Here is a 25,077-nt window from a genome sequence, read left to right as displayed (position 1 = left end):
GTCATAAATGCTATAAAAATGAAGTTTTTCACATATATATACAACTGCACTATAACAGGAAAGCGCTGTTTTATTACACTGTTTCAGGTAGTTGCCATTCAATGGGTGTTTCACCTAAAGCTACCAACGCATCATTTGTTTTTGAAAATGGTTTCGAGCCAAAAAAGCCACGATGTGCTGACAATGGACTTGGATGTGGAGAAGTCAAAACGATATGACGGCTACGATCAATCATCTTGATTTTTTCTTGAGCCGGTTTCCCCCATAAAATAAAGACGATTGGCTGTTCTCGTTCATTTAATTTTTCAATGATCCGATCCGTCAATTGTTCCCAGCCTTTGCCACGATGTGAATAGGCTTGTCCTTCTCGAACAGTCAAGACGGTATTTAACAATAAAACGCCTTGCTTTGCCCAAGAGACTAGATTCCCATGCTGGACTGGTGAAATTCCCAGATCCGACTGCATTTCCTTGTAAATATTTACCAGTGAGGGCGGTGTCTTCACGCCTGGTTGTACTGAAAAAGATAAACCATGTGCCTGATTTACACCATGGTAAGGGTCTTGACCCAAAATGACTACTTTGACTTTTTCATAGGGCGTTAATTCTAATGCTTCATAAATATGATACATATCGGGATGTATCTTTTGTGTTTGATATTCTGTTTTTAAAAATTCACGTAAAGATTGATAATAAGGTTTTTCAAATTCAGCTGCTAAGATTTCTTGCCAACTATTATGAATGATTTCTTTCAAAATCCTCCACCTCCTTTTCAAAGGATAACCTACAAATTATTCTTAAACAAGGGACAATCTTCTCCGCCTCGCCTCCTTAATATGGTAAACTAAGAAGAAGAATTAGAAAGGAACGGTAAACAATTATGATCAAACTAATTGCATCCGATATGGATGGTACATTATTAGATTCACACATGAGCGTGACACCGGAAAATGCCGAAGCGATTCGCTTTGCCACAAAAGCTGGAATCGAATTCATGGTAGCCACTGGTCGTAATTATCAGGAAGCGCGTGCAGCGTTAGACGAAGTTGGTATCGATTGTGCAATGATTACTTTAAACGGTGCGCAAGTTTTTGATAAAGAAGGCAATTCTCTTTTTACAGTTGCTATCCCCAATCAAGAAGCAACACTTGTACTAGACATTTTAGATCAAAACAACATCTATTATGAAGTTTCGACAAATAAAGGCTTATATTCTGAAAGCCAAGCAAAAAGAATTGAAAGTTTTGCTTCCATGGTTGCAACGCACTTACCACATTTGACTTACAAAATGGCCATCGCAATGGCTTCTGCAAATTTAGAATTACTTCATATTAATTACATCGATAGTATTCGCAATCTTTTACAACAAGATGAGGAAATTGAAGTCTTAAAAATTATTTGTTTCCATACTGAAGGACCTAGTGTTCTGGGCCCTGTCGGCAAACAAATTGACGAGCTTGGTAATCTAACAGTTACTTCTTCTGGTCAAAACAATATTGAAGTCAATCATAAAAACGCCCAAAAAGGGATTGCTGTTGCCCACGTAGCAAACGACCGTGGCATTTCTTTAGACGATGTTATGACTATCGGAGATAATTTCAATGATGTCAGTATGTTACAAGTAGCAGGCGTGAGCTTCGCTATGGGAAATGCAGAAATCGACGTGAAAGAATATGCAAAATACACAACTGCAACGAATTTAGAATCTGGCGTTGGCAAAGCAATTTTACGTGCGATTGCTGAAGACTTATAGTTCTTAGTTAGAAAAGAGGGATAACGATGTCAGAATTTTTCATTCAAGAAAAACAGCTTAGTCGTGCGACTCGAACAATCGTTAAAAATGAGGATGGAAAATCACTTTTCTTAATGGTTGGTCGTTGGGGAACGAAAGGCGATGCACTTTCGCTTTATTCAATGAATGGAAAACTCGTTGCGCACATCAAGCAAGTCAGCCTGACATTTGGTACTCGCTTTGAACTTTACAAAGATTTTGAAAAAGTTGGCACCATGCAGAAAATTTTTAATTGGCCAGGTGATTTTTATTATATTCGTCACCTTCATTGGACAGTTCAAGGTGATATTTACAATCATCGTTACCACATCCATCATTTCAATCAGCCAATCATGGCGATGAACAAAGCTACGTTGTTTACTGGTGATTACTATGTACTAGATGTGACCAAGGATGAAGATGCGCCACTTTGCATTTGTATTGCTGCTGTTTTAGATTATTGGCTCTATCATAAAAGCAAAAATAAGGAGCGTCCACTTGATTTTCGGTTGGATTTGAATTAGCTCCTTTCAACAAATAAAAAGCTCTCTCAAAAGTTAATCTTTTTGGGAGGGCTTTTTATTAATGATCTGACTAGCCAGAGAAACAGCCTAAGTAATAGTAATAACAGCGTTCAAATGCTCCATTTAATGAAAGCAACAAGAATAATATTAGCTACCAGACAAAAATAATTCATCTATCCGTATTATATGAAGTAAAAAATGAAAGAAAAAAAGTCCAGCAATGATCACTTTACTGAACCAAGCGTTAATGGCTATTGGAATAAATCTGGGTTTGATGGAAGTGTAAATAGAATTGGGCATTACTCTATTTGTGATCAACACAAAAAAAGTATAGCAAAACACACAAGTAAATACTTTTTTTATTTTCACTTTTGATTTAAAAAATAAAAAATCGGATGATTATTTTATTTAAATTCCTCTTTTGATAACAACATTAAAGATTGAATCCATTAGAAAACAACTGCTATGTTACAGAATTTAACACAACAGGAAACTATTTTTTGATTTTTCATTCTCAGCATAATTCAACAATCAAATCATTTATTTGAGATAAACAGCGGATGAATAATTGTAATAAATTCTACTATAACGTACATACAACGTCTTTTTTATTATTTAAAACAGGATTTTAATATTAAAAAAGATGTTATTTTTGTTTATGTTATACTAATTATTGTTATAATATTTATATAATATATTATAACAATTTAACTCTTATATATAACACAAAAGAGTTATTTTATTTTTATAATTCTATTATTTTATAGTAAAGGCAATAGTGCTTGTATTGTTTTTATCAAAAGGAGCTTGAAAATGGAAAGTTTACTATCGAAAGAAGAACAATCTAAGATAAGGATTTTTTTCTATCTAATCAATTCAAATAAGGAACGAAGCATCCAAGAAATTGAAAAGTATAGCGGATTATCCTATTACAAAGTATCTAAATTGGTAGATAATTTAAACGATGATGTCAAATATTATTATCGTAGTGATTTTACTTTGATTGATAAAAGCAGTCGTGGTAGTGTTTTCATCAAAGCAAATTCAAGTTTTCTTTTTAACCTTCTCATTCAAAACTATTGTAAAAATAATATGGCTTTCAAACTGCTCGATCGTATATTGTTGAAAAAAGAATATAGTGTAACTAAATTTGCGAATGACAATTTCTTAAGCCTTTCCTATGCCTATAGCATCGTTAACAAATTAGACAAATTTTTAAATGGTTATCATTTAAAACTGGACGAAAATTTATGTATTTCTGGTGATGAATTGAGTATTCGAAATCTTTTTTATTCCATCTATATCAACATTTTTAGAAATGAAGATTATGTTTTTTCCAATAAATTGGAAATGGAAGCTGAAAATCTGACCAGAAAAATCGAAACTCATTTCAAGCTAGCAAATCTTTCTTCACAAGATAGGAAAAAAATTAAATACTATGTCACAATTGGCATTATCAGAATGAAAGGAAATTATTATTTAGTTGATTCGATTTTCACAAATACTAGCTATGAGAATCAATTTACCCAAGACTTGCAAAAAAGATTTGCTCTCTCTGAAAAGACTGCGTTAACTTGGTATCAGGAAATTAAATATTTCTTAGAAGTAGAAAACATCCTCCTCATGTCGACAACAATTATTAATTCTGAGTTAGTTTCAGTCGCCTATACCAAAACAGTTCGTATAATTGATAGATTAGATCAACAAAATCTTTCATTTAAAAATCGAATCAATCCTGATTATGGTTTTTTCAAAATGAAAAACTTTATCCAAGATGTTTTCTTAATCTATAGTAAACGGGTAGATGCTTTATTTTTTGTTGAACAATTTTACTTAATTGAGTTGTTTCCCGATAAAGTTCAATTGATTCATTTATTATTTGATGACTCTTTTGATATGTTCAATAGTCAAAACCGCTATATTATTTTTATCTTTTTACTTATTCTTGATGAACTATTTGAAAACATTGTTACTAGTGAAATCAAGCTTAAACTAGATTTGATTGGTGGTTCAAAATACCAAAGGTTGATTCTTTCAAAACTAAGTCTAAACAGTCATTCAAGTATCAAATTGACCACTGATCATCCTGATATTCTCATCACTGACCGGCTCAAAGATTTCGAAACATCATCTGAAGACTGTACACAAATTGTTTCATGGGCTTATCCACCAAGTATTAATGATTGGAAAAAACTACAACAGTTTCTAGGCAAACAGCCTCCAATCAAGTAAAGGTCTGGGCGTATAAATGCGTCCCAGACTTTTTTTTCAGATAAGCGTGAACAACGTGCGTTCAATTTCATCAGTCGTATAAATATCAATTGAAATATCCTCTAAATTTTTCGTAATATCTTTGATTCTTTCAATCAATAAAATTTCTGAATATCCCTTTTCTTCTTGATAATTTTCTATCAATTTTTCTAAATCCGCTAAATTTTTATCCAATAATTTTTTACAAAATCGTTTATTTTCTATAATTGTGGTATCTAATTCTTTCTTCCTTTCATCATCCATACTATACGTTCCTCCTCTATGTTTATTTTTTTACACCTTTAATTTAGCAATGATTCACTATTTCCTCCTTTTTATTTTTCAAATCTATTTTTTAATATGCCAAAAAAACTTTCGTTATTTATTTTTTCTAAAGTTCATTTAAAATCCAAATAAAAAGCACGTGTATATTAGTGATATGATGATTAAAAATAATTAAATAAAGGTGGTATAAAAAATGAAATCGTTATTAAAAACAAGTTTAATTACTACATTATTCATTGTAACTCTGACTGGTCCAGTAGCCTATGCACAAGTCAGCGACACTACAACCCATTCGTTCGCGACAACGCTTGAGGAACAAACCGAAATAAAAGAAGGAACAAGTGGAGTACTAGCTGGTCAAATGGTTCCTTACATTCAAGAATTACCTTTTACAGGCACTCAAACACTTCATTATACAGTAAAGAATACTGATTTTATCAAAGGCGACAACGCTGCTATTCTTCTCCAGATCCCTGAAGAATTCACTCAGATTACTCATTTACCAAATTTTCTAACATTTATTAGTGGAAATGTTTCTTATTCTTCAATATTTGGCCATGAAGAAGCAAAATTGACTACCGAAATCATGGATGTCTCTGACAATCGTATTATTGTACACCTACCCGACACATTTTGGAAAGGAGAAACTGGTGAATTAGATGAAGGAACTATTTCTTTAAATTTTGTACTCAGTTATGGACAAATTTTAGCTGAGCGACCAGATGTGACCATTCCAGATACCTTGATTGGTTATGAGTTTCAAGCAAAATTAAAATATAGTGCACAAGAATGGGACGAACAAACAGAGCCTCTGAATGCGACCGTAGAGGAAACTTATATTACGTCAGATACTAGCGCCATTGTGAAATAAGATTTTGTTCAAGCAGTTAACTCTAAAAAAGGACCGAGGTATCAAAAAAGGAGGGATGACAACTTGTGTCATCCCTCCTTTCAAAATTGAATTCTAGGTAACTTACTTGCCCTGAACAAAATAATTAAAATCAGCGATAGTATTGCCCTGAAATCGTGTGTAACTCCCCTTTTTTGTTTTAAAAAAAGATGGCACGCCAGAAATCTTTAACTTAGCATACATTATCTGCTTTTCTTGAAATGTCAACCTATCAGTATCTATATAAAAGATAGGCTGATCTATCTTTTGGTTCGTATAAGCAGTATAGCGTATGAAGGACCGACAAAACTCGCAAGTGATTCTTCCAACATAAAGATATCCAGTTTTTTTATTGAGATTAGATAAAGAGAAATCAGAAGAAATATTCGTAAATTTTTCTGTATGTTTCTTATAAAATCGTTTATTTTCTTTTGTCAGTTCCAAGTCGCGTTTATCTACATTTATTAACATCTGTTGATTTGTAAACGATTCAACCGGAATCATTGAATGGTCATATTTTGCATGAGCGAATACGCTACAAAGAATTAGAATAAAAAGATACCCAAATAAAAACCACTTTTTTTTCTGTTTTTCTTCTTTTGATAATTTTGCTAGCATATAAATTGTCATGAATATATTTATAGTGATGAACAAGTTTATGTATCTGATGATGTTATAAGTATGAGAAGTAATCAGATCAACTCCCCCATAACCTCCGAAAATGACAACAAACGAAACAATGAATGGTAAGCAGTAGAGTCTCTTATGCACAGTTTATTGCCATCCATGATAATGTTCCTACCAATGCTATTACTGTAAATTCTGCACCAGCAAATTCAACAATTAAAGCAGCTACTTCACGCCATGCCATTTGTTTAATGAACCCCATAACACCGGCACTAATAATTGCAGACCATAAAGTTGCACCAATGAAATCTTTTATCGAGCTTGACATACAATCTAAAAATGCACCACGCACCAAATTATTTTGTCGTACTAAACTGAAATCTTTTATTTCGGAGTACCCCTGAGAATTAGTTCGCTTTGTCCCATACTTCTCTTCTAGCTTCGCATAATCAATACCAACAATATCTCCTTGTTCATTTATTAGTAATGCTTGTGTAAACATAAACTCTAATTCACTGGCTAATTTATCTATCTCTGCTTTTTTTGCTGATCAGATAAATTAGCAAAAACCAGCTTTGATTTTTTAATTCCTTTTTGGAAATTCATGCTTTCACTTAATTCTACCTTTGATAGCTGATTTTTCTCGATGGTTTGAGCTGAAACCGATGCAGGTACTACTACACTAAGTAAAACTAACAGTACAGAAAATAGTACAAATACTTTTTTGGGCATTATTGTTCCCCCTGTAAATATTATTTTTGAATTCAGCTGATTTCAAAAATAGTTTACCATCAAATAACAACAACAGAAAATGTTAATTCCCATATTCCAACAATAGATAACTTAAATAAGCTAAAAAATCACTTTTGGTTTACTTAAAATAACTAATATACTATAAAAATTGTTGATTTCTCTCACAATTTAAATTTTCATGTAGTCTTCTACAACCAAAAGAAGATATACCTTCTTTTTTAGCCTATGCCAAACAACAAAATATCGAGCAAATCGTTTTCGTTTCTTTAATTGGTGTTGAAAAAAAACTGGTGGCTCCTCATCATAGAATTGAAAAAATGATTCGTGAAGCAGAGATATCTCATACTTTTATCCATACTAATTTCTTCATTCAAAATTTAAACACGACATATCAGAATGATATCAAGAACAACCATGCTCTGTTTATTCTAGCTGGTCATTCAAAAACAAATTTTATTGATACCAGAGATATTGGTGAAGTAGCTGCTGATTGCTTAACAAATTATGCTTACTTGAACCAAGAGTTAGAACTCACTGGAGCAAGAGTACTAACTTATGACGAGATAACTGAAGTAATGACACGATTTTGGGCACAAAAATCACTTACAGTAAACCAACTTTATTTAATCTTCGTCGAGTACTGATTCAGCGTGGTATACCAAAAGACTATGTACATGTCATGGTGATGCTTTATCTGATTACTCAGTTAGGGAATGCTAAAAAAGTGACGAGCACGATTGAACAGGTATTACATCCTCCGCCACGAACCATCCAAGAATATGTCCGAGATTATAAAAATGATTTTATTCGTGAATCCCACTAGTAATTCAGCTTTTTTTCACTACAATGAACACAAAAAAACTGCCTTCAAACTTAGGCAAAAGTCCTTGAGTGAAGGCAAGTATATGCTTTGTTTTTTTATTATGATGGACTAAGTAGACATTCGCCAACTCAAAATTTCAAGTTATGTGTGAATAAACAAACGATTCGTCGAAAGGAAAGCACATTGTCTACTTCTTTTTTGATATATGTTAGAAGGTTCGAACAGGTGCATCAAATATACGCTGTAAAGATTCACTTTTTTTATCAATTTTTATTTTAGAAACCAAAGTTCCTTGAACAATTAATCGAGTTGTTGCCTGCATATCGCCACAAGTAATCAATGTAATTATTTTTTGATTTTCTGGCTCAGCTAATACAGATGTATCAGAGGGTGGTACCTTTTTCTTACTCGTTGTTTTATAAATATAGATATTTGTTAAATCCGTAATATAAATGTTGTCTCCGAGAGTAATCCTCTCAAGCGGTGTAAACAATAATTTGGGATTAGAGGCTCGATGACTAGCTAATATATAATTTTTCTCTCCCATTTTTTCTTGTTCAAATAAAGTACCTGCACCATATAAAAGTGAGTACTCGGAAATACCTTTGAAAATCGGCAAATTAATTTCTATATTAGGTATCGCGACACCACCAATAATTGGTAGGTCTGAACTATTTTTTCCTAACCTTGATTTTAATATTTCTCCATAGCCAATGGATTCCACGTTTGCAAAATCATAATTTTGATCCTGTCTTTGCTCATTTTTTTTGATTTCTTCTTTAGAAAAATGATTGATATTATACTCTGTTTCCATTTTTACCATAAAATAATTCTGAATTTGCTGATGAAAAATCAGCCCTAAACCAAATAAAAAAACAATACTATATAGACAAATTTGGATTACTTTTTTTATCATTTCAGCAACCTCTTTTGACCAAATATCAATGTACCTGAAATGGAACTATAGATATTACCCAACGAAGAGCTTTGCAAGCCACCATCATTCAATTTCGTAACGACTGGTTTAAGTTCATGCCTTGGTGCAAAGTGGACTGGTTGATTTAATAACGGAGAACGTTCTCTTCTTTTTCTATAAAATCCGATTCTAGTCACATCCGTCACATCCTGATGCTCATGGACTTGTTCAACGGTTTGATTCTTTGTTTGCGAAGTCAAATCAGCATTTGTCTGACCATTTACCTGGTTAGCGATTGCTAACAAAGAACTGCTAAATAATACGATCAACATATATTTTTTCATTATTTTTTATCCTTTAACTCTGTGACTAAATCGCCGAACACTTTCCAATCTTTTGCTGTTGGCGGACTGTTCCAAATGATGTAATGTGTGTTGAGATTATCTCCCAAGACATCTGATACATAAATATCTGTTTCTTCATTAAAAATATTATTCACATTTAAATTAGCAAACGGTAGATTTTCAATCATTTCCATAATATAACAGTTATATTCAGGACCAATTGAAAAATCGACAGATATCGTAATTACTTTTCTTAATGCACTCCATGATATTTTATTGATCAAACAAAAAGTAAGCTCTAGTAAGAGTGATTTATTTTCTGTTTGATTTCCAATAATCTTGATTATCTCCACGTTCTTAGTAAAATGATTCACTACTTGAATGATTTCACCATAATTTTCTTCCAAAACATTCAAGTAGTTAAAAATTTGCTGATCCATTATTAATCCTTTGTATACTACGTGTTTTAACAGAATGCTACGTATGGGATCAACTAAACGTTCTTTTTCTACTTGAATCTCAGGAATTGCAAAAAAATGCTCTAAAATAAAGTTCATCTTCTTATTCAGTTCTGGATTGATATCCAAACGATTATAATCCTTATCAATGAACTGATTAACATAAAGGAAGTTGAATAACATTTCTATATCTTCTTCACTAAATGATTTTTCTTTCATGTAGTTCTTGATATCTATTAAATTTTCTCTTTTCAACTCAAACAACTTTTTTGTTGTTTTGTCTGTTGAAACCTGTTCCTTGATCCTTAATAAGGACAGTCCCAAATACATCTCTAAATTTAGTTTTTCAAATCCATTGATATCTATAATTATTCTTTTGGTCTTTAAAAATTCGATGATATCTGTTACTTGATCTAAAATATCTGCCCCGAACGGATATTCATAAAATTTAAAGATGCCTGTATATAATTGCGCCACTAAAAATCTGAATTCTTCTTCAAGATAGTCATGTGAAAAGAAATCAATCGAATACTGAGCAAAAAATTCAATCAATTCTGTCCTAGTTTTATAAGCCTTTGATAAACTCGTATAATAATCAAACGAGAAATCTTCAATTGTTTTTTCTGGAAACTGGATCGAATAATCAAGTAATGAGAAAACAAAGGATTCTCTTCCATATTTCCAAATAAGTCTGTTGATTGAATCTAACCCATTCTTCTGAAACCGGTACTTATTGTTTACTTTTTCAATAAAGAAAAATTCATCTAGCTCCATTGACTCTAAGTCACTGACCAATGAATTAATTACTTTATTCGCAATAAAATAAGTCATATCAAATTTTGATTCAACATCTTTGACAGATACGAATTCATTTTCGGCATTTTCTATGAAGGAGAACACTCTTAACTTATCAAATTCACTATCAGAAAATATTGTCTTCATCACTTCACTTAACTTTTCTTTTATTTTCTAATTGGTTATTCAACCGTTTAATTTCCCTATTTTTTCGAACAAAAAGATAGATACAAAGCAATAAAAGTAATACGAATAGAATGATACCAATGATGATATATAACGTGTAACTGTCCTCGGCCCTCACAACGGCTTTTTCATTTAATTTTTGCGAAACTTCTTTTTTTATCGTAAAGTCTTGTGTGAATGCCCATTTTTGCTCTTTTGATAATACAGTGACTTTGGCAGTGTACTTACCCGGCTCTAATTTTTTCTCATTCAAACTTAAGTCAAAATCATACACAGAGTTGGGGGCAATTTGGGCACCTGACACATTTGTCTCATATTTCTTTTCGTCAGTCTCCTTTGTATAGATTGCAGCTTTCACTTGAACTTTATTCAAAAAAGCGGCACTTTCATTTTGAATTGGAATTTTGATCCCATTTCGTCCATTGATTTGATTTGGTGTGATTTTGCTCAAAGTGACATTATTTTTTGTGATTTTGTTCTTTCCATGTAAAACCACAGCAATCGTATAACCATATTCATTTTTAACTGCCATCCCATTCTTGTTCTCTTCATCTTTGTCGTCACTGTTCTTTTGAATAAAATTGATTCCTCCAGCTAACACACCATCAAATTCATTTTCTGGCATCTTAACTGTATAAGAGACAATCTTTGATTCTTTTGCATTCAATTTTATCTCTTTCACATCTGGTTGAATAATCTTTGACAAGTTATTTTTTAACTGAGTATGTTGGAAATTTTTACTATTTTTATATTCAACCACTCCATTTGAGTTGGTAGAAGTCACATCGACAGAAGTATACACAGTGATTTCATGATCACTAGCGTTTTTGACTACCACGTTGAGTTTGTCATTTGTTTTAGGTTCAAGTCGCAAATCAAAATACGTAAGTGCTGGATCAACTTGTTTATCAGATGACTGTGGTTGAACTGTATAGTCTACACCTGAAGCATAGACTGGATTAAAGCTAATCAGAGTAACGAATAAAGCAATCCCTAAAATTGCCAGGTAGCTTATTATTTTTTTCATATTGCACTCTCCTCCAAAATTACAAAAGATAGCAAGATGACTTTTGGCAGTCATCTTGCTATATCAATGGTTAAATTATACAGTTTTAGTTATTTTCAACTGTATCATTCAATGTCCATGTTAAAGTTGTTTTGTATTGTCCTTGGACTTTAACAGTAGCACCTGGAACACTTAATGTTGAAGAACCTTTCGCAAAGTTTTCAACTGCTGTACCATTCCCTTCACCTTTTTGAGCATCCATAATTAAGCTTGCTTCACCTGTTGGTTTCAATGCAATGCCTGTTTTAACGTTTGCAACCGCAGTTGATGATGCATCTAACGTTGGTGTATCCAATGTGATTTGTGCATTTGTCAATTCATTTTCACCATTTTTAAATTGGCCTGTTTGAGCAACTTGTAAATTCCAACCTGTTAGTGTTCCACGAATATCTTGAACAGTTGCTTTTGTATCTGTTTCAGATTTATAACTTTCGTCGTTTGCAGAAATTGGATGATTACCAAAATCTAAGTTTGCTGCTTCGATTAATTTCAATCCATCAGCAGGTGTAGTAAAGCCGACATTTCCGTCAGTTATTTTCGAATCCACTGCGTCAGCATGGATTGTAGTCCCACCAATTGTTAAAGTACCGAATAAGATTGCTGTTGATAATAAAAGTTTTTTCATTTTTGTTCGTCCTCTTTTCTTTTTTTTAAAAATATAATTAACATAGATAAAACTATGGCTAACCCAATAATAAATAAATAACGTTCATCTTGACTCCCTGTTTTTGGAAGGTTTTTTCCTGAACTTTGGTCAATTTTTGGTGATTCTGTTTTTTCTTGTGGCTGATCATTAATCTTGCCTGAAGTATCTGGTTGATCTGATGAATTACTATTCGAATTATCGTCAGAAGTTTTGTAGAAGCCGACAACAGCTTGAGAATCTTGTTTGTCAACTTCTCGTGCGAGTGTAATTCGTGATGAACAAGCAAATATCATAAAAACGGAAGCGATTAATGTCAGTAATTTCATTTTTTTCATCTCGATCGCCTCTCCTAATTATTGGAAACTGTATCTTCAACAGTCCATTGTATCGTTGCATCGTATTCATCAAGCACTGCGCCACCCGACTTCACGTGAAGGAATAGTCCAAAGTCATCATTCCAGTTTTGAGAAATATCCGTCACTTCATGGTTTTCAGTTTGTTTTGAGTAAATCATTGCAGAATTAGCTGAATTAATAGTTTGTACCACACCGTTTTCATCCTTATAATTCAGTGTTCCATCAAGTTTTCTACCCGTTTGTTTACCAGTAAATTCTTGCGTGAGTTGTGCAGTTACGCTCCATTGAGAGCCTAATTTTCGGAAATCTTGAATTTTCAAATCATTCTTTTTGTCTTGTATAGGATACGTTTCATCATTTCCTGATAGAGGGTGTTCACCAAAGCTGATTGTTTCAGGTGCTTCCACAAATAACAAATTTCCACGATAGACATACTTAACGGTCTGTGCTTGATCCGTAAATTTACCGGTTGCGTTATCTGGAGTTGTCAATAGCTGATACCCGTCGATCGTTAGCGCCTCTGTTTGATAAGGGTCATCGATTTTTCCAATGAGCACTTTGTTAGGTGCGATTTCGTTGCCATCTTCATCAAGGTACATCACTGTAATGGGGGCTGCTGCTGCTTTTTCGATAATATGAATTATCGCTGTTTTTTTAGTAGTATGACTGGTTGAATTCGTTACTGTGTATTCAACTGGATAATCACCCACTACATTCGGATTGACTTGTGAGTAATCAACCGTGATGTCCTTAGTGATATCACCATCATTCGTGTCTTTCGCCGTGATATTCTTCATGATTTCTTCTTTGATGTTCGAATCATTCAAATAACCTGTATAGAAGGTTTTATCTTCAGCCTTTATATTTGGAAAAATTGTACTTTCACCTTCACTGCTAAATAAGTTATTTAAGTCAAATCTATCGGTTATTGTTTCACTAGTAGCTTTATTCGTTTTATAAACCCATGCACTTGTATGATAAGTAAGCGAATCACTATCAACATGTGCTTGCGCTGACATCAAGACTCTGACTTTGCTACCAAGTAAACTACCTTCATTTTTCGTTCTAAATGTAGCAGTTACTTTTTGAATACCTCCAGAAGGCTCTATTCGTAAGTTATATTCACTGGGATCAATTGCTTGTAATTTGCCAGTTGACCAACGGTTATATAACTTAAAATCACTGGCATCAACTGAGATATTCGCATCGGTTACTCGATTTCCTTCACCATCGTAAGGAATTATTTGCCAAATGATCGTATAGAAATCGTCTGGTCCTAGCTCGTAGTTAATCAATGGATTGGCCTCAACAAAGTTTTGGATTACGTCACTTCCACGACCAAACATTCCTGTTGGAAGACCTTCAACCTCTGTGCCGTTCTTACCAATAAAATTACCAGCATCTTCTGTCGAGATTCCCCAAAAGGCATTTGCCAGTCCGTAAGCAGGTGGCGGATTTTCTCCATCATCTTTTACTTTAAAGTTAGGATTCGCATTGTTAACAGCGTGCGTCGTACCGTCTGGATCAGTAGAAGTAATATTCACGTTATAGCTTTTCCCCTCTTCGCCAATGATTGTTCCTGCAACAACAAATGAAATATCTGCATTCCCCACAATTTCTTTTTTCAGCTCAAAAGTCACTACTCCAGTAGCAGGATCTTTCGTCGCATTAAAGTACTCCGCAATTATTGGATCTGAAAGGACTAAACCATTGATATCAATACCATCTAACGGAAATGTGATAACGATCTTTGTTCCAATTGGAATCGAATTACCGTCTTTATTTGTTAGATGAACCTTTCCTTCATAGCTTCCACCCTTAGAATATTCATTAGCATCTGCACTATAGGAAACACTTCCATCTTCAAGAGATACCGTATTGATTTTTTGATCATCGTCACTTGCTTTAGTAGTTGTATCAGTTGTTACAGTTTTGTCTGTCGTTGGGTCTGTGCTAGTTTTCGTTTCTGAAGTTGACGTCTCACTAGTACTTGTCGTATCAACTGTTACTTTTTCATTTGTCGGATCCGTACTACTAATCGTTTTTTCAACGACTTCTTTTGAACTTTCAGCAACTACCGAGACACTTGAGCCTACTAAACTGGAAGATACACTTAGAAGTAACATCGAACTGATTCCAATCGTTTTGAATGTCTTCTTTTTGATTCTTTTCAAGTTTGCTTCCCTCCTTCCCCTTTCTATCATCTTAGAAAATAACGCCCCCTTTCGTAATCTAGAATACCTTCTTCTCACTATGATTTCTTTTCTATTTTTCAAAAGCCATTTTGAATTTATAAAAAAAATCAAAAATGAAAATAATTTGCTAATGCTTCAAGGATATATTTGCTCGCGTGGCCGTCTCCATATGGATTGGTTGCCCCACTCATTTTTTCATACACAGAAGCATCCACAAGTAGTTCTTTAACTTCTTTGTATACCATTTCTTTCTGAGTTCCAATCAATTTTAAGGTTCCTGCAGCTACACCTTCTGGGCGCTCCGTTGTATTTCTCAACACAAGAACAGGAACACCTGTATAGGGTGCCTCTTCTTGTACTCCACCTGAATCAGTAAGAACTAAATAACAACGACTAAGCACATTGTGAAAATCATTAACAGATAATGGTTCAATCAGCTTCACTTGTTTCGATTGACTTAAATGACTAGCAACTAAATTTCGTACCTTAGGGTTTTTGTGAATGGGAAAAATGACATTAACATCTGGAAATTCAGCAATCAGTTCATTGATTGCTTGACAAACGTCGATCATAGGCTGACCGATATTTTCTCTTCGGTGCATCGTGACTAAAATTGTTCGCTTTCCTTTTTCTAAAATTGAATTCTCATATTTTTCCTGAATCGTATAATTCATCATGTCAATTGCTGTATTTCCCGTGACAAAGATTCTCTTTTCGATATGCCCTTCTCTTACTAAATTTTTTTTACTGATCGTAGTTGGTGCAAAATAAATATCGCTAAGAACATCCGTCATTTGTCGGTTCATCTCTTCTGGAAACGGACTGTGTTTATCCCACGTTCGTAAACCTGCCTCAACATGACCAATCGGTATTTGTTTATAAAACGCTGCTAACGCTGAAGCAAAAGTAGTCGTCGTATCACCATGTACAAATACCATATCTGGTTTCTCTATTTCTAAAACATCTCCTAAATTTTCTAAGATCATTTGGGTAGTATCTGCTAATGTTTGGTTTTCTTTCATAATGTTCAAATCATATGCTGGCGTGATCTCGAATAACTCTAAGACTTGATCCAACATATCTCGATGCTGACCAGTTACAACAACGATTGGTTTGAACATTTTACTTGATTCCATTTCTAAAATTAACGGAATCATCTTGATTGCTTCAGGACGGGTCCCGAAAATTATCAGGATTTTTTTCATATATTTCATTCTCCATTTCCTTTATACTGATAGTAAAAAAAGAGCTAATATGCCAAAAACAATCAGTAAATATAAAAGATTTCTGCTATAAATTTTTCGTTTATTTTTCCGTACCATTGATTACTCCACCTTTTCAAATTTGGCTGAATGAACTGTTTTATTCCATTTATTTTGGGGTCTGAACCATGTAAAGAACCCAACAATTTGCGCAATCATATATGTCAAAGAGTTGTATATAAAACTATAAACAAGTCTTAAGAAAAAGCTGACTTTACTCATCAAAGTTTTCTTTGCTTTAAAATACGGTTCCGCTTCTTCAAGAAAATACAAGGTGGGAATCAAAAGAAAGTTGAATGCTTCCATCCCTACCCAAAAAATCAATAGTGAGAATAATTGTGGCAAATAACCTAATAACCTAAAATCAAGAAGACTAAAAAATAAAATAATCAAAAATGCAACTGGTCTGACCATTGAATAAGAATAAAACAACGTTTCAAATTTGCTCATAAATTCATTGATTGACTTTACTTTAAATAAGGAGTTAATTTGCTTGAATGTTGTCGAAAATGCAACATACCAATGTCCTTGTGCCCATCTTGTCCGTTGATTATGACTAGCTTTAAATGAATTTGGCTTTTCATCATGAACCACTGCAAAATGATTCCAACCACTTTTTTTCCCTTCGATAGAAAGCTCTACTTGTAGCTCAAAATCTTCCGTATAACTTCTGGGGTTCCAACCACGTTGTTCTAAGTAGATCGTATCCAAGATAAATCCAGTTCCACCAATTGCTGCATTCCAACCGAGCAAATAATTAGCGTATTGAACAGCTCTATTTGTAATAAAATACACAGCAGCATAGCCTGAAGCAGTAATCGAAGTTGCAACATTTTTCATTCCTAAATATCCTTGGATAACAACAAACTCTGGATGGGCAATAATTTGTGAATTCATCTCGGTTAAGTAATTTTCATCAACAATATTATCTGCATCAATAAAGGCAATATAATCATACTTTTTCCAGTGATTTGTCTCGATATATCGCGCGATTGCATGTGGTTTTCCTCTTGGTTCATCCGGTTTTGAATGATTCTCAAAAACTAACGCATTTTCTAATTCACTCACAACTTTCGCTGTATTATCCGTACAATTATCAGCAATTACGACAATATCAAAAAGTTCATGATCATATTGCTGATTCAATAGGGCTTGAACCGTATCTCCAATTACATCTTCTTCGTTGTGCGCTGGGACTAAAAACAAAAATTTTTTCGTTGGAGAGACAATTGAGTAATCTCTTTTTGGTTTTTTTATGCCAAAAATAGATAATGTTGTAAAAAAAATCAAATTTCCAAACACTAAGATAATCAGGCAGACACAAATAAAACTCAGTGCATTAAAAACAATATCTGGTAAAACAAACATAGTTACACTCCTCAAACTTTTCAGATATGGATAAGAGATATCTTTATGCTAAAATCTCTATGATGATTTTTCCCCCCTCGTAAAATTCTCTACCTCTTTGATCCTGTCGAACATCTTAACATCATCAAAAAACAGATTTCCTTTTTAAATTCTTAATCGCAATTAAAATTTTGGAAAATAATATGATTATCCCAAAATTAAAATAACAAAAAGACATATCCAGAAACCGTAGAAGATTTCCAAATACATCTTTTAAGTGGATCATTTTAGTTTTCGTACGCGTGCGTCTCAACCAATTTGGATATAACCAACATTTCCTTGATTGATTGGTGTCGCTGTCGTATTACTTGGTAATGTAGTAGAACCAATTTCTTTAAAAATCGTATGATAATTCGGATCTGGATTTTGTCCAGAACCTGGCGTCACATCTAAATCTTCTGAATCATAGTGATCACCTATTGACATCGAGATAACCAATTTATATGTGCCTGATGGAAGTTGAGCTAAGTCATCTTTCGTAATGATTGCTTGATAACCATTGTACACTCCTGTATTATACCAATCTGTATTAACACAGTTCACTGAAAATACCGCATTATTCTCAGCATCATATAAAGACATCACTTTATGAACATTATCTGAATTCGTCAAGTCGTAATCAGCATTATCAATGGATCCTTCCAAGATCAGACCATAAGATTGCCAATAACCTAATTTGAAGTGATTAATTGTTTCGACATCTAAATGCCTCACTACTTGATCAACAGGCTCACTTTGTTGCCCATCTTTTTCTTGTACCACTGTAATAACCGTTCCAGCCTCTTGTGGTGTAATATCAATTGACCATTTTCCATCCGAGCCTACCACAGTTCGACCAATCTCAACACCGTTGATGGTTGCGATGATCGTATCTCCGGGAACACCTATCCCAGTTATTTTGTTATCTCTGTCATAAACTTCATTAAAGGAAGGTTTAGGAACTTCTTCTGCGATGTCATCACCAATTACTAATTTATAAGGATTTTTGTACGTTAGCTTACTTAATATATCCGCGATATTCGACTGGATCACACTTCCAATACTACCGCCTTTCATGTTAAAGCTAGCTTCCAAGTGTTCATTAACTGCGAAATCCGGTTTTTCAGTTATAGATGTCTCCCAACCAGCAATATGATCAGTTGTAAGATTAAGAATCCCTCTTTCGCCAAAGTTCGTCGCAAGATCCCCCAAAATCCCTTTTAATTCAAGCTTTTTCATTCCATTAAAAGTCATAGTCACGTCAGGTCCAGTTTTGATAACATCTGCATGGACATTCTCATTATGGTCAATCACAATACTTGATTCAGGATTAGCTACTAATTCTTTATTAACAATGAGTGTTGGTGATCCTGGGTGGATTGTTTTTTCACGATTGACTGATAGCAACGCATTACGATCAATTGTTACTGTACTAAAACCATTATCTTTACTAAGTTCTGCAGCAGAAATAAATTTTACCTGTGCACCAGATTTGATACTTAAATCCAAGTTGCCAGCACTATTTTGGAATGCTTGGGCACCTTCATTCAAAATATTCACCTGTGCATCTTCATTGATGGTCAAGGAAGGATGAGCTGAAGTAAAATTAAAGGTTGTATCTGTATTTCCAACATGCTTCACATCAAAATTACCTGCAATCGACATATTTGCAACTTCCGCAAATTGTTTGACTGGAGAAACAGAATCAACATTTGCGATTTCAAACGTATTATTTCCAAAAAAAGTCGCAGTTCCACCAGAATTTCTAAGGAACTGTGGTCCAGTATAGCTAATATTCTCAAAATTTGTTGTCACATTTTTAGCAATTTCAGCAATCCCAATCGTTCCATAGTAATTTTTTCCTTCAATTACTGCATTTTTCAAATTAACTTCTTTTGTTCCTGTATTAGAAGAAACGTGAATTGTATCATAAAGACTTGAGGAATTTTTTTCTGTCAACTTATGTCCTTGAAAATCAATTGTTACCGATGCTTTATTCTTACTGATTGAGATCCCAGAAGTCATCACAATATCATTTTTAACAATCACATTTGTGATATTGTTGTTTCCCTCTAAATAATTTTTCAGCTGAGTAAAATTTTCCACATATTGTGTTAATCCCGAACTACTTTGAATACCTACAACTTCTTCTGCATGTGTAATAATTGTTTGACTACCGATGATTTGACCCGTTAAAGTCAAAATCATTGTTGCGGATACAATACCCTTCAAAATCCTTCTGCAATACAAATGTTTCTTCATTTTTTCATCCCCTTTACTAAGTATGCTTTAATAATATTTTTTAAAAAAATGAATGTCAAAGTTATTTTATTATTATTTTTCAATTTTAATGCTAGATTCCTTGCGTCACTTGACATTCCTCATTTTTTAAGATTGATTTTCAAAATTAAATAAACTAAAAAAAACATAACATAAAATAAAATCGTTATTTTAAAAAACATAAAATGCACATGTTATTCTTTTCACAACAATCTTTTCACTTAGTAAAAACACAAATGTTATGGTTATATATCGCCGTTTGACGAAAACGCATACCATCTGTATCATCAGTTATGTAATAAAATTTATATAACAAAAAAATAAGTGAGGTAGAGAAATGAAAAAAACAGTTTTAGCAAGTTCATTAGGGTTACTTTTAGCAGTTGGCACACTTGGAACACCACTTGTGCACGCAGATGTTCAAGAAAATAACGTTATTCAAACATCAACAGTTAAAGAAGGTGACGTTGGAATTGATCCTTACACTTTGATTGTTGCTGCAAATGGAAACTTAGAAGGTCAAATGGTTCCTTATATTGAAGGACTAGATTTCACAGGAAAAATGGATTTACACTACAGTGCTCAAAACTACGGTTTTGTTGATGGCGATATTGGTGTATTAATGATTAAACTACCTGAACAATTTAAGTTCGTGGCTTCTGTACCTGATTTTGCAAAACACATTACAGGCAATGTATCGGCAAAAACAATTCTAGGACATAACACTGAGCCAATTTCTCCAGAAAACGTTCAATCTTATTCAGACCGTATTTTGATTACAGTCCCAACTTCACTCTGGATTGGTCAAGGAGATGTAACAGCAGATATCACTATTGATTACGGTGGATTTTTAGCACAATACCCAACGCTTCCAATCCCAGATGCACCTATGGGATATGAGTTCCAAGCACAATTAAAATACGATTCTGCTATGTGGGACGTTATCACTGATCCAATAATCGGAACAGATAACGAAACACTCTTCACAACAGACACTAGTGCGATTTACAAATAGATCCATTCAATAAAAAACTCCTGAGACATACTGAGTGTCTCAGGAGTTTTTTCTATTATTCAAACCTAATCAATCTACAAACTACTTTTATATTGTTTTTTGCATGTGTTCATATTGATGTCCACTGATTTTCATTTCTTCAACAACCTTAAAACCATGACGTTCATATAATTTTTTTGCTTGTGGATTTTGTTGATCTACACTCAAACCGATGGTTGCTCGGTTCGCTTTTTCTGCTAACATTGGCAACGCCTCTAATAATTTAGAACCAATTCCTTTTCCTCGAAATTTCTCAGAAACAGAAATCGTATCCAGATACCATTCATTAGGAAGCGTTTCTTTATCTATAAATAAATATTGATCACGTGGGAGTCCATGTTTTTCTAAAATATCAGCCAAAGGCAAATCAATCACAGGTTCTTCCTCATCTGTGTAACCAAAAGCAATACCTGCCACTTTGCCATCTATTTCTTCAACGATCCCACGAGTATAGCTATAACGATAGTTAGGATCAGCTATTGCATCAATTAAAACTTCAATTGTTTTTTGCTCACCAAAGGTTTGAACAAAAGGTAACTCCATATCTTTCAAAATGACCAAAATCAACGGCGCAATTTCAGGTCCGTCTTCTTTTTTTGCAAAACGAATCATAGTTATTCTCTCTCCTTTTCTTGCCATTGTAGCATTTGGAAAAAGAAAGTGCAAAATTCGTTATTTTAAATAATTTTCAATTTTTTGGGTAACAAAGTAACCGTGAGAGACTCGTTTCGCTGCTTCTTCGCGACAATAAGGACAGACAATTGGCACCTCTTTATCCACGTGTTCTACAACATTTCCAACTTCATGATACGCAAATCTTTTACCACAATGTGGGCACATCATCTTTTCCATAATCTCAACTTCCTTTCAGTTTTCACACTTTTAGATTACTCTTATATGCAAAAAAAGAGAAGTGATAACCTTCTCTTTTCGGACTATGTTGATATTAAAAATTGTCGGATTTTTTTCTCAGCTAAAAGATGGATATTGTAGTAAAACTTTCCTTCTTTTTCGAGAATTTCCCAAGCATGAACTTTCGCTCGTTTATTCCCAGAAACAGCGATTGCCTCTTTCATAGCCACTTGTGGTTTTTTGACGTTGCGCAGTTTTTTTATATCTAATTGTTTCTGATTTTGTTTTTTTTGTTGGCTAACAGCTCTCATCGTTGCTTTTCCTGTCGTTGGATTGACAACAACTTCATGATCTTTGTCTACAAATAAATAACTATAAGCTGAACTAGCAGTTCTCTTAACTTCATCAGGTAAAAAAAAGCCGATACTTGTTACTTTCTGACTGTGTGCTTCCTCTTCAAAAATTGAAATGGCTTGTTCTAGAGAAATTTGATAATCTTGCTCACTCAGATCATCTGGTTGAAAAGTCGCATTTAACAAACCCATTCCACCCGCAACACCAACGAACACTAAAGCAGCCAAAGTAAGAACGATTTTTTTCATTTGCTTACTCCCTTTTCCCAATTTTTTTTCAGTATACCAAGACTCTATTTTTGGAAAAATCGAAGCAAGTGAAAAAGAAGTGACAGTTTTGTTATCTATTCATGTAATTCAAGTGGCAAGCCATCTGGATCAAAGAAAAACGTCATTTTTTCCCCTGTAAAGGTATCTGTTCTAAGCGGCTCTGTTTCAATCCCCATTTCCTGAAGTTCAGCTATAACTTGTTCAATCCGATCGACTTTAAAAGCCAGATGGCGTAACCCACATGCTTCTGGATAATTGGGTCTTGCTGGTGCAGAAGCAATTCCAAAGATCTCCAATTCAGTCTCTCCTAATCTTAAGTCTAGTTTGTAATCATCTCTATCTGCACGATAATTTTCACGAATTACTTCAAAGCCTAATTTTTCGACGTAAAATTCTCGTGATTTTTGATAATCAGAAACAATGATTGCTACATGGTGGATAGTTGATAAGTTCATTATTTTTTTTCCTTTCTTAACTAAAACAAAAACTTGTTAGTAAAACTTTTAGAATCATGATAATTTCATCTATTTATTATAATCACAAACTCCTCGCTTCTTAGTTGAATTACTGCTAAGATAAAGATGTTTCAAGGAGGAAAAAATGAAAAAATCACTAAAAATACTTTTATCAATACTCGCAATTCTTTCACTTATTATAACAGTCTATGTTGGCTATGTGTATCTAAGTTATCACCGAGAAGCCGATGATCAGGTACTCCCTATCCAGTCAAGTAGGGCAGCTAAAGATATCCAGACAACTCAAGATTATCGAATCATGACCTATAATATTGGTTATGCCGCCTATCCGCCTAATTATAGTTTTTTCATGGATGGAGGCACTGAGTCACGCGCATTTACTAAACAAAATGTTCAACATAACTTACAGAAAATTCAGGATGTTATTCAAGAACAACAACCAGACTTTGCCTTCCTTCAAGAAGTTGACAAAAAGGCAACTCGTTCTTATAACGTGGATGAAGTTACCGCACTTTCACAAAATTTTAGCGACTATTCATCTGTTTATGGTCAAAATTATAACTCAGCTTATCTTTTTTATCCAATCACGCAACCGATTGGTAAATCACAATCCGGTCTGGTTACTTTTAGTAAAGGAATGATTGCTGAAAGTAGACGGTATTCTTTACCCATCGAGACTGGATTCAATAAATTTTTTGACTTAGACCGTGCATTTACAGTAAGTAAGGTTCCTGTTGCAAACGGCAGATTTCTTTCCCTTTATAACTTACATCTTTCGGCTTATACAAAAGATCCTGCTATCCAAAAAGCACAAATCAAAAAACTAGCTGCACAATTGAAAAAAGATCAAGCAGAAAAAAATTATGTTATTGTAGGAGGCGACTATAATCATACGCTACTACCTGACAGCGAAAAAATTTTTGGCAAAGCAAAAGAAGAACTAAGTTGGACACACGCATTCCCTGAAGAACTTTTACCGAAGGGCATGCACATCGTTCGCAAAAATTTAGCTGAAAAAGCAGTTCCTTCTGTACGCAATTTAAACGAAGCTTATCAGCCAAACAAAACTTTCGTCACGTTAATTGATGGATTTTTGGTTTCTGACAATCTTTCAGTCAAAAATATCCAAGTAATTGATACGCAGTTTGCTTACTCAGACCATAATCCAGTTCAGATGACATTCTCACTTCAATAAAAAGAAAAGCCAAGAGTCAGTTAATTGACTCTTGGCTTTTTTGTTTAAGCTATGCTTTGAAATGTTTTCTTTTTTTCAGAAATTTAAAATAAAAATATCATAACACAGATTTTTTTTAATTGTAAGACTAGATTTTATCATTTAAAAGCATACAATAGATTGTGGTAAAAAAATCTAGAGACACTACATTTTGTGTCTAAAGGAGTTCTTATACATGAAATCATATTTTCATTTTCTAGCTCATCAGCTAAAAGGCTGGCCTCAACAAAATTATTATCTTTTCTTTTTTAGTCTGGGATGTCAAATAATGACACTCGTGAATAGCCCTATTACTTGGCTATCGATTATTGCCTTTATCGGAACTAATTTAGGTGTTTTATGTATCCTATCGATCAACGCTGCGAAATCTGTGAATGGTGTCTTAGGCATTTTATCTGCCATTTGTTTCATCATTGTTGGCTTTTCAGCTAAAAATTATTTAAGTATTGGTGAACAGATTGCTTATATGGTGACTTTGGACATTCCGGTTTTATTAAGTAAAGAATGGAACCACAATATGGCTTCAAAAATTCGTAAATTTACTGGTAAAAGTTGGTTCATCGCAATTATCGGCACAATTCTTGTTTATTTTGTTTCAGGCTTCTTGATTGGTCGTTATACTGACGATCCTCGTCCTTGGATTGATGCAATTGCTTTTTCAATCAGTCTTTCAGCTGGTATCATTAGCTTCTTGCGATACAACAATCAATACTATTGGTGGTTAGCTTCTGGTCTAGCTCAAATGGTTCTTTGGTATGTATCGTTTACACATGGTTCTGCAAGTCTAGCAATGTTTGTTAACAGCTCTGTTTACTTATTAAACGATGTTTTGGCCTTTACAGTTTCTCCTTGGTACAACCAAAAAGAACGTGAAAGAATGCAAAAAATGGAAGAAGAATATTATCAGACGCATCAACATGCATAAGGTTGTGGCGTAAAACGTTCAGCTCCGACTAGATAGCGAACAGGCACTCAAAATAGCTCTTCATATTTTGATGTGAATGCAAGCTATATTGAGGAGTTGTTT

27 protein-coding genes are annotated in these 25,077 nt (G+C 33.8%); 8 read left to right on the top strand and 19 right to left on the bottom strand.

Features of this window, described 5'->3' with window-relative positions:
- Window positions 1-73: 73 nt before the first annotated feature.
- On the bottom strand, window positions 74-754 hold the full coding sequence (locus tag AC4BD1_RS02445) for a uracil-DNA glycosylase (RefSeq protein ID WP_206910687.1): 681 nt from the start codon (window positions 752-754) through the stop codon (window positions 74-76).
- 125 nt (window positions 755-879) lie between these two features.
- On the opposite strand from AC4BD1_RS02445, the gene AC4BD1_RS02440 reads away from it, so the two are divergent.
- The 3 genes from AC4BD1_RS02440 to AC4BD1_RS02430 all read left to right on the top strand — a co-directional run bounded on the left by AC4BD1_RS02440 (window position 880) and on the right by AC4BD1_RS02430 (window position 4,526).
- Window positions 880-1,752, top strand: a complete 873-nt coding sequence (locus AC4BD1_RS02440; RefSeq protein WP_206910685.1) for a Cof-type HAD-IIB family hydrolase — start codon at window positions 880-882, stop codon at window positions 1,750-1,752.
- Between the two features lie 26 nt (window positions 1,753-1,778).
- The gene (locus tag AC4BD1_RS02435) at window positions 1,779-2,294 is read left to right on the top strand and encodes an LURP-one-related/scramblase family protein (protein ID WP_206910683.1); all 516 of its coding nucleotides are present in this window, start codon (window positions 1,779-1,781) and stop codon (window positions 2,292-2,294) included.
- An 813-nt stretch (window positions 2,295-3,107) separates the two neighbouring features.
- The gene (locus tag AC4BD1_RS02430; protein WP_206910681.1) at window positions 3,108-4,526 is read left to right on the top strand and encodes a helix-turn-helix domain-containing protein; all 1,419 of its coding nucleotides are present in this window, start codon (window positions 3,108-3,110) and stop codon (window positions 4,524-4,526) included.
- A 36-nt stretch (window positions 4,527-4,562) separates the two neighbouring features.
- On the opposite strand, the gene AC4BD1_RS02425 is transcribed toward AC4BD1_RS02430, so the two are convergent.
- Window positions 4,563-4,808, bottom strand: coding sequence for a hypothetical protein (locus tag AC4BD1_RS02425; RefSeq protein ID WP_206910679.1), 246 nt, complete (start codon window positions 4,806-4,808; stop codon window positions 4,563-4,565).
- Window positions 4,809-5,022: 214 nt separating this feature from the next.
- Between AC4BD1_RS02425 and AC4BD1_RS02420 the strand changes: the two genes are divergently transcribed.
- A complete protein-coding gene (locus AC4BD1_RS02420; RefSeq protein ID WP_490485772.1) occupies window positions 5,023-5,700 on the top strand; it encodes a hypothetical protein in 678 nt (225 codons plus the stop codon).
- Window positions 5,701-5,802: 102 nt separating this feature from the next.
- Here the strand turns inward: AC4BD1_RS02420 and AC4BD1_RS02415 are convergent, their stop codons facing one another.
- The 3 genes from AC4BD1_RS02415 to AC4BD1_RS02405 form a co-directional block, all read right to left on the bottom strand.
- Window positions 5,803-6,336 carry a DUF6568 family protein gene (locus AC4BD1_RS02415; protein ID WP_490466881.1) on the bottom strand — a complete coding sequence of 178 codons (534 nt, stop codon included), beginning with the start codon at window positions 6,334-6,336 and terminating at the stop codon, window positions 5,803-5,805.
- Between the two features lie 145 nt (window positions 6,337-6,481).
- On the bottom strand, window positions 6,482-6,847 hold the full coding sequence (locus AC4BD1_RS02410; protein WP_490466880.1) for a hypothetical protein: 366 nt from the start codon (window positions 6,845-6,847) through the stop codon (window positions 6,482-6,484).
- A gap of 26 nt (window positions 6,848-6,873) precedes the next feature.
- Window positions 6,874-7,077, bottom strand: a complete 204-nt coding sequence (locus AC4BD1_RS02405; protein ID WP_490466879.1) for a hypothetical protein — start codon at window positions 7,075-7,077, stop codon at window positions 6,874-6,876.
- Window positions 7,078-7,415: 338 nt separating this feature from the next.
- Here AC4BD1_RS02405 and AC4BD1_RS02400 point away from each other — a divergent pair, with 338 nt between their 5' ends.
- A complete protein-coding gene (locus AC4BD1_RS02400) occupies window positions 7,416-7,742 on the top strand; it encodes a hypothetical protein (RefSeq protein WP_490485771.1) in 327 nt (108 codons plus the stop codon).
- A gap of 387 nt (window positions 7,743-8,129) precedes the next feature.
- On the opposite strand, the gene AC4BD1_RS02395 is transcribed toward AC4BD1_RS02400, so the two are convergent.
- The 10 genes from AC4BD1_RS02395 to AC4BD1_RS02350 all read right to left on the bottom strand — a co-directional run bounded on the left by AC4BD1_RS02395 (window position 8,130) and on the right by AC4BD1_RS02350 (window position 19,793).
- Window positions 8,130-8,837: a class A sortase gene (locus tag AC4BD1_RS02395; protein ID WP_490466877.1), complete on the bottom strand. Its 708-nt coding sequence runs from the start codon at window positions 8,835-8,837 to the stop codon at window positions 8,130-8,132.
- On the bottom strand, window positions 8,834-9,181 hold the full coding sequence (locus tag AC4BD1_RS02390; protein WP_206910670.1) for a hypothetical protein: 348 nt from the start codon (window positions 9,179-9,181) through the stop codon (window positions 8,834-8,836). The genes AC4BD1_RS02395 and AC4BD1_RS02390 overlap by 4 nt, the downstream gene beginning before the upstream one ends.
- Window positions 9,181-10,581 carry a hypothetical protein gene (locus AC4BD1_RS02385; RefSeq protein WP_490466876.1) on the bottom strand — a complete coding sequence of 467 codons (1,401 nt, stop codon included), beginning with the start codon at window positions 10,579-10,581 and terminating at the stop codon, window positions 9,181-9,183. Before AC4BD1_RS02385 ends, AC4BD1_RS02390 begins: the two co-directional genes overlap by 1 nt.
- A gap of 4 nt (window positions 10,582-10,585) precedes the next feature.
- On the bottom strand, window positions 10,586-11,647 hold the full coding sequence (locus tag AC4BD1_RS02380; protein WP_490485770.1) for a WxLIP family cell surface protein: 1,062 nt from the start codon (window positions 11,645-11,647) through the stop codon (window positions 10,586-10,588).
- A gap of 85 nt (window positions 11,648-11,732) precedes the next feature.
- Window positions 11,733-12,311 (bottom strand): WxL domain-containing protein, encoded by a 579-nt coding sequence (locus tag AC4BD1_RS02375; RefSeq protein ID WP_490485769.1) that lies wholly within the window; start codon window positions 12,309-12,311, stop codon window positions 11,733-11,735.
- Window positions 12,308-12,667: an LPXTG cell wall anchor domain-containing protein gene (locus AC4BD1_RS02370; RefSeq protein ID WP_206910656.1), complete on the bottom strand. Its 360-nt coding sequence runs from the start codon at window positions 12,665-12,667 to the stop codon at window positions 12,308-12,310. Before AC4BD1_RS02370 ends, AC4BD1_RS02375 begins: the two co-directional genes overlap by 4 nt.
- A 14-nt stretch (window positions 12,668-12,681) precedes the next feature.
- Complete coding sequence (locus AC4BD1_RS02365) at window positions 12,682-14,862, bottom strand: MucBP domain-containing protein (protein ID WP_490485768.1); 2,181 nt, start codon at window positions 14,860-14,862, stop codon at window positions 12,682-12,684.
- A 128-nt stretch (window positions 14,863-14,990) separates the two neighbouring features.
- Window positions 14,991-16,088, bottom strand: a complete 1,098-nt coding sequence (wecB, locus tag AC4BD1_RS02360) for a non-hydrolyzing UDP-N-acetylglucosamine 2-epimerase (RefSeq protein WP_206910651.1) — start codon at window positions 16,086-16,088, stop codon at window positions 14,991-14,993.
- A gap of 120 nt (window positions 16,089-16,208) precedes the next feature.
- On the bottom strand, window positions 16,209-17,513 hold the full coding sequence (locus AC4BD1_RS02355; protein WP_490466872.1) for a glycosyltransferase family 2 protein: 1,305 nt from the start codon (window positions 17,511-17,513) through the stop codon (window positions 16,209-16,211).
- A 288-nt stretch (window positions 17,514-17,801) separates the two neighbouring features.
- On the bottom strand, window positions 17,802-19,793 hold the full coding sequence (locus AC4BD1_RS02350; RefSeq protein ID WP_490485767.1) for an Ig-like domain-containing protein: 1,992 nt from the start codon (window positions 19,791-19,793) through the stop codon (window positions 17,802-17,804).
- 355 nt (window positions 19,794-20,148) lie between these two features.
- On the opposite strand from AC4BD1_RS02350, the gene AC4BD1_RS02345 reads away from it, so the two are divergent.
- Entirely contained in the window at window positions 20,149-20,826 is a 678-nt protein-coding gene (locus AC4BD1_RS02345; RefSeq protein ID WP_206910645.1) for a hypothetical protein, read from the top strand.
- 87 nt (window positions 20,827-20,913) lie between these two features.
- Here AC4BD1_RS02345 and AC4BD1_RS02340 read toward each other — a convergent pair whose 3' ends face one another.
- The 4 genes from AC4BD1_RS02340 to gloA2 form a co-directional block, all read right to left on the bottom strand.
- Window positions 20,914-21,477: a GNAT family N-acetyltransferase gene (locus tag AC4BD1_RS02340; protein ID WP_206910643.1), complete on the bottom strand. Its 564-nt coding sequence runs from the start codon at window positions 21,475-21,477 to the stop codon at window positions 20,914-20,916.
- Between the two features lie 60 nt (window positions 21,478-21,537).
- The gene (locus AC4BD1_RS02335; protein WP_490485766.1) at window positions 21,538-21,717 is read right to left on the bottom strand and encodes a hypothetical protein; all 180 of its coding nucleotides are present in this window, start codon (window positions 21,715-21,717) and stop codon (window positions 21,538-21,540) included.
- Window positions 21,718-21,800: 83 nt separating this feature from the next.
- Entirely contained in the window at window positions 21,801-22,319 is a 519-nt protein-coding gene (locus AC4BD1_RS02330; protein ID WP_206910641.1) for a PepSY domain-containing protein, read from the bottom strand.
- A 95-nt stretch (window positions 22,320-22,414) separates the two neighbouring features.
- The gene (gene gloA2 / locus AC4BD1_RS02325) at window positions 22,415-22,795 is read right to left on the bottom strand and encodes an SMU1112c/YaeR family gloxylase I-like metalloprotein (RefSeq protein WP_490466870.1); all 381 of its coding nucleotides are present in this window, start codon (window positions 22,793-22,795) and stop codon (window positions 22,415-22,417) included.
- 145 nt (window positions 22,796-22,940) lie between these two features.
- Here gloA2 and AC4BD1_RS02320 point away from each other — a divergent pair, with 145 nt between their 5' ends.
- Both AC4BD1_RS02320 and pnuC read left to right on the top strand, forming a co-directional pair.
- Window positions 22,941-24,011, top strand: a complete 1,071-nt coding sequence (locus AC4BD1_RS02320; protein ID WP_490466869.1) for an endonuclease/exonuclease/phosphatase family protein — start codon at window positions 22,941-22,943, stop codon at window positions 24,009-24,011.
- A 214-nt stretch (window positions 24,012-24,225) separates the two neighbouring features.
- The gene (gene pnuC, locus AC4BD1_RS02315) at window positions 24,226-24,975 is read left to right on the top strand and encodes a nicotinamide riboside transporter PnuC (protein ID WP_206910633.1); all 750 of its coding nucleotides are present in this window, start codon (window positions 24,226-24,228) and stop codon (window positions 24,973-24,975) included.
- Window positions 24,976-25,077 lie beyond the last annotated feature (102 nt).

It is taken from the genome of Enterococcus sp. DJ147D b, assembly GCF_058216655.1.
This window is presented reverse-complemented; position numbering and strand designations above follow the sequence as displayed.

Coding starts and splice junctions, on each gene's coding strand:
- AC4BD1_RS02390 (WP_206910670.1), bottom strand. CDS start 9,181: ATGAAAAAATATATGTTGATCGTATTATTTAGCAGTTCTTTGTTAGCA.
- AC4BD1_RS02345 (WP_206910645.1), top strand. CDS start 20,149: ATGAAAAAAACAGTTTTAGCAAGTTCATTAGGGTTACTTTTAGCAGTT.
- AC4BD1_RS02330 (WP_206910641.1), bottom strand. CDS start 22,319: ATGAAAAAAATCGTTCTTACTTTGGCTGCTTTAGTGTTCGTTGGTGTT.
- AC4BD1_RS02400 (WP_490485771.1), top strand. CDS start 7,416: ATGATTCGTGAAGCAGAGATATCTCATACTTTTATCCATACTAATTTC.
- AC4BD1_RS02435 (WP_206910683.1), top strand. CDS start 1,779: ATGTCAGAATTTTTCATTCAAGAAAAACAGCTTAGTCGTGCGACTCGA.
- AC4BD1_RS02350 (WP_490485767.1), bottom strand. CDS start 19,793: ATGAAGAAACATTTGTATTGCAGAAGGATTTTGAAGGGTATTGTATCC.
- AC4BD1_RS02405 (WP_490466879.1), bottom strand. CDS start 7,077: ATGCCCAAAAAAGTATTTGTACTATTTTCTGTACTGTTAGTTTTACTT.
- AC4BD1_RS02340 (WP_206910643.1), bottom strand. CDS start 21,477: ATGATTCGTTTTGCAAAAAAAGAAGACGGACCTGAAATTGCGCCGTTG.
- AC4BD1_RS02395 (WP_490466877.1), bottom strand. CDS start 8,837: ATGATAAAAAAAGTAATCCAAATTTGTCTATATAGTATTGTTTTTTTA.
- AC4BD1_RS02410 (WP_490466880.1), bottom strand. CDS start 6,847: ATGTTTACACAAGCATTACTAATAAATGAACAAGGAGATATTGTTGGT.
- AC4BD1_RS02430 (WP_206910681.1), top strand. CDS start 3,108: ATGGAAAGTTTACTATCGAAAGAAGAACAATCTAAGATAAGGATTTTT.
- AC4BD1_RS02420 (WP_490485772.1), top strand. CDS start 5,023: ATGAAATCGTTATTAAAAACAAGTTTAATTACTACATTATTCATTGTA.
- AC4BD1_RS02355 (WP_490466872.1), bottom strand. CDS start 17,513: ATGTTTGTTTTACCAGATATTGTTTTTAATGCACTGAGTTTTATTTGT.
- wecB (WP_206910651.1), bottom strand. CDS start 16,088: ATGAAAAAAATCCTGATAATTTTCGGGACCCGTCCTGAAGCAATCAAG.
- AC4BD1_RS02440 (WP_206910685.1), top strand. CDS start 880: ATGATCAAACTAATTGCATCCGATATGGATGGTACATTATTAGATTCA.
- gloA2 (WP_490466870.1), bottom strand. CDS start 22,795: ATGAACTTATCAACTATCCACCATGTAGCAATCATTGTTTCTGATTAT.
- AC4BD1_RS02385 (WP_490466876.1), bottom strand. CDS start 10,581: ATGAAGACAATATTTTCTGATAGTGAATTTGATAAGTTAAGAGTGTTC.
- AC4BD1_RS02425 (WP_206910679.1), bottom strand. CDS start 4,808: ATGGATGATGAAAGGAAGAAAGAATTAGATACCACAATTATAGAAAAT.
- pnuC (WP_206910633.1), top strand. CDS start 24,226: ATGAAATCATATTTTCATTTTCTAGCTCATCAGCTAAAAGGCTGGCCT.
- AC4BD1_RS02370 (WP_206910656.1), bottom strand. CDS start 12,667: ATGAAAAAAATGAAATTACTGACATTAATCGCTTCCGTTTTTATGATA.
- AC4BD1_RS02320 (WP_490466869.1), top strand. CDS start 22,941: ATGAAAAAATCACTAAAAATACTTTTATCAATACTCGCAATTCTTTCA.
- AC4BD1_RS02415 (WP_490466881.1), bottom strand. CDS start 6,336: ATGCTAGCAAAATTATCAAAAGAAGAAAAACAGAAAAAAAAGTGGTTT.
- AC4BD1_RS02375 (WP_490485769.1), bottom strand. CDS start 12,311: ATGAAAAAACTTTTATTATCAACAGCAATCTTATTCGGTACTTTAACA.
- AC4BD1_RS02380 (WP_490485770.1), bottom strand. CDS start 11,647: ATGAAAAAAATAATAAGCTACCTGGCAATTTTAGGGATTGCTTTATTC.
- AC4BD1_RS02335 (WP_490485766.1), bottom strand. CDS start 21,717: ATGGAAAAGATGATGTGCCCACATTGTGGTAAAAGATTTGCGTATCAT.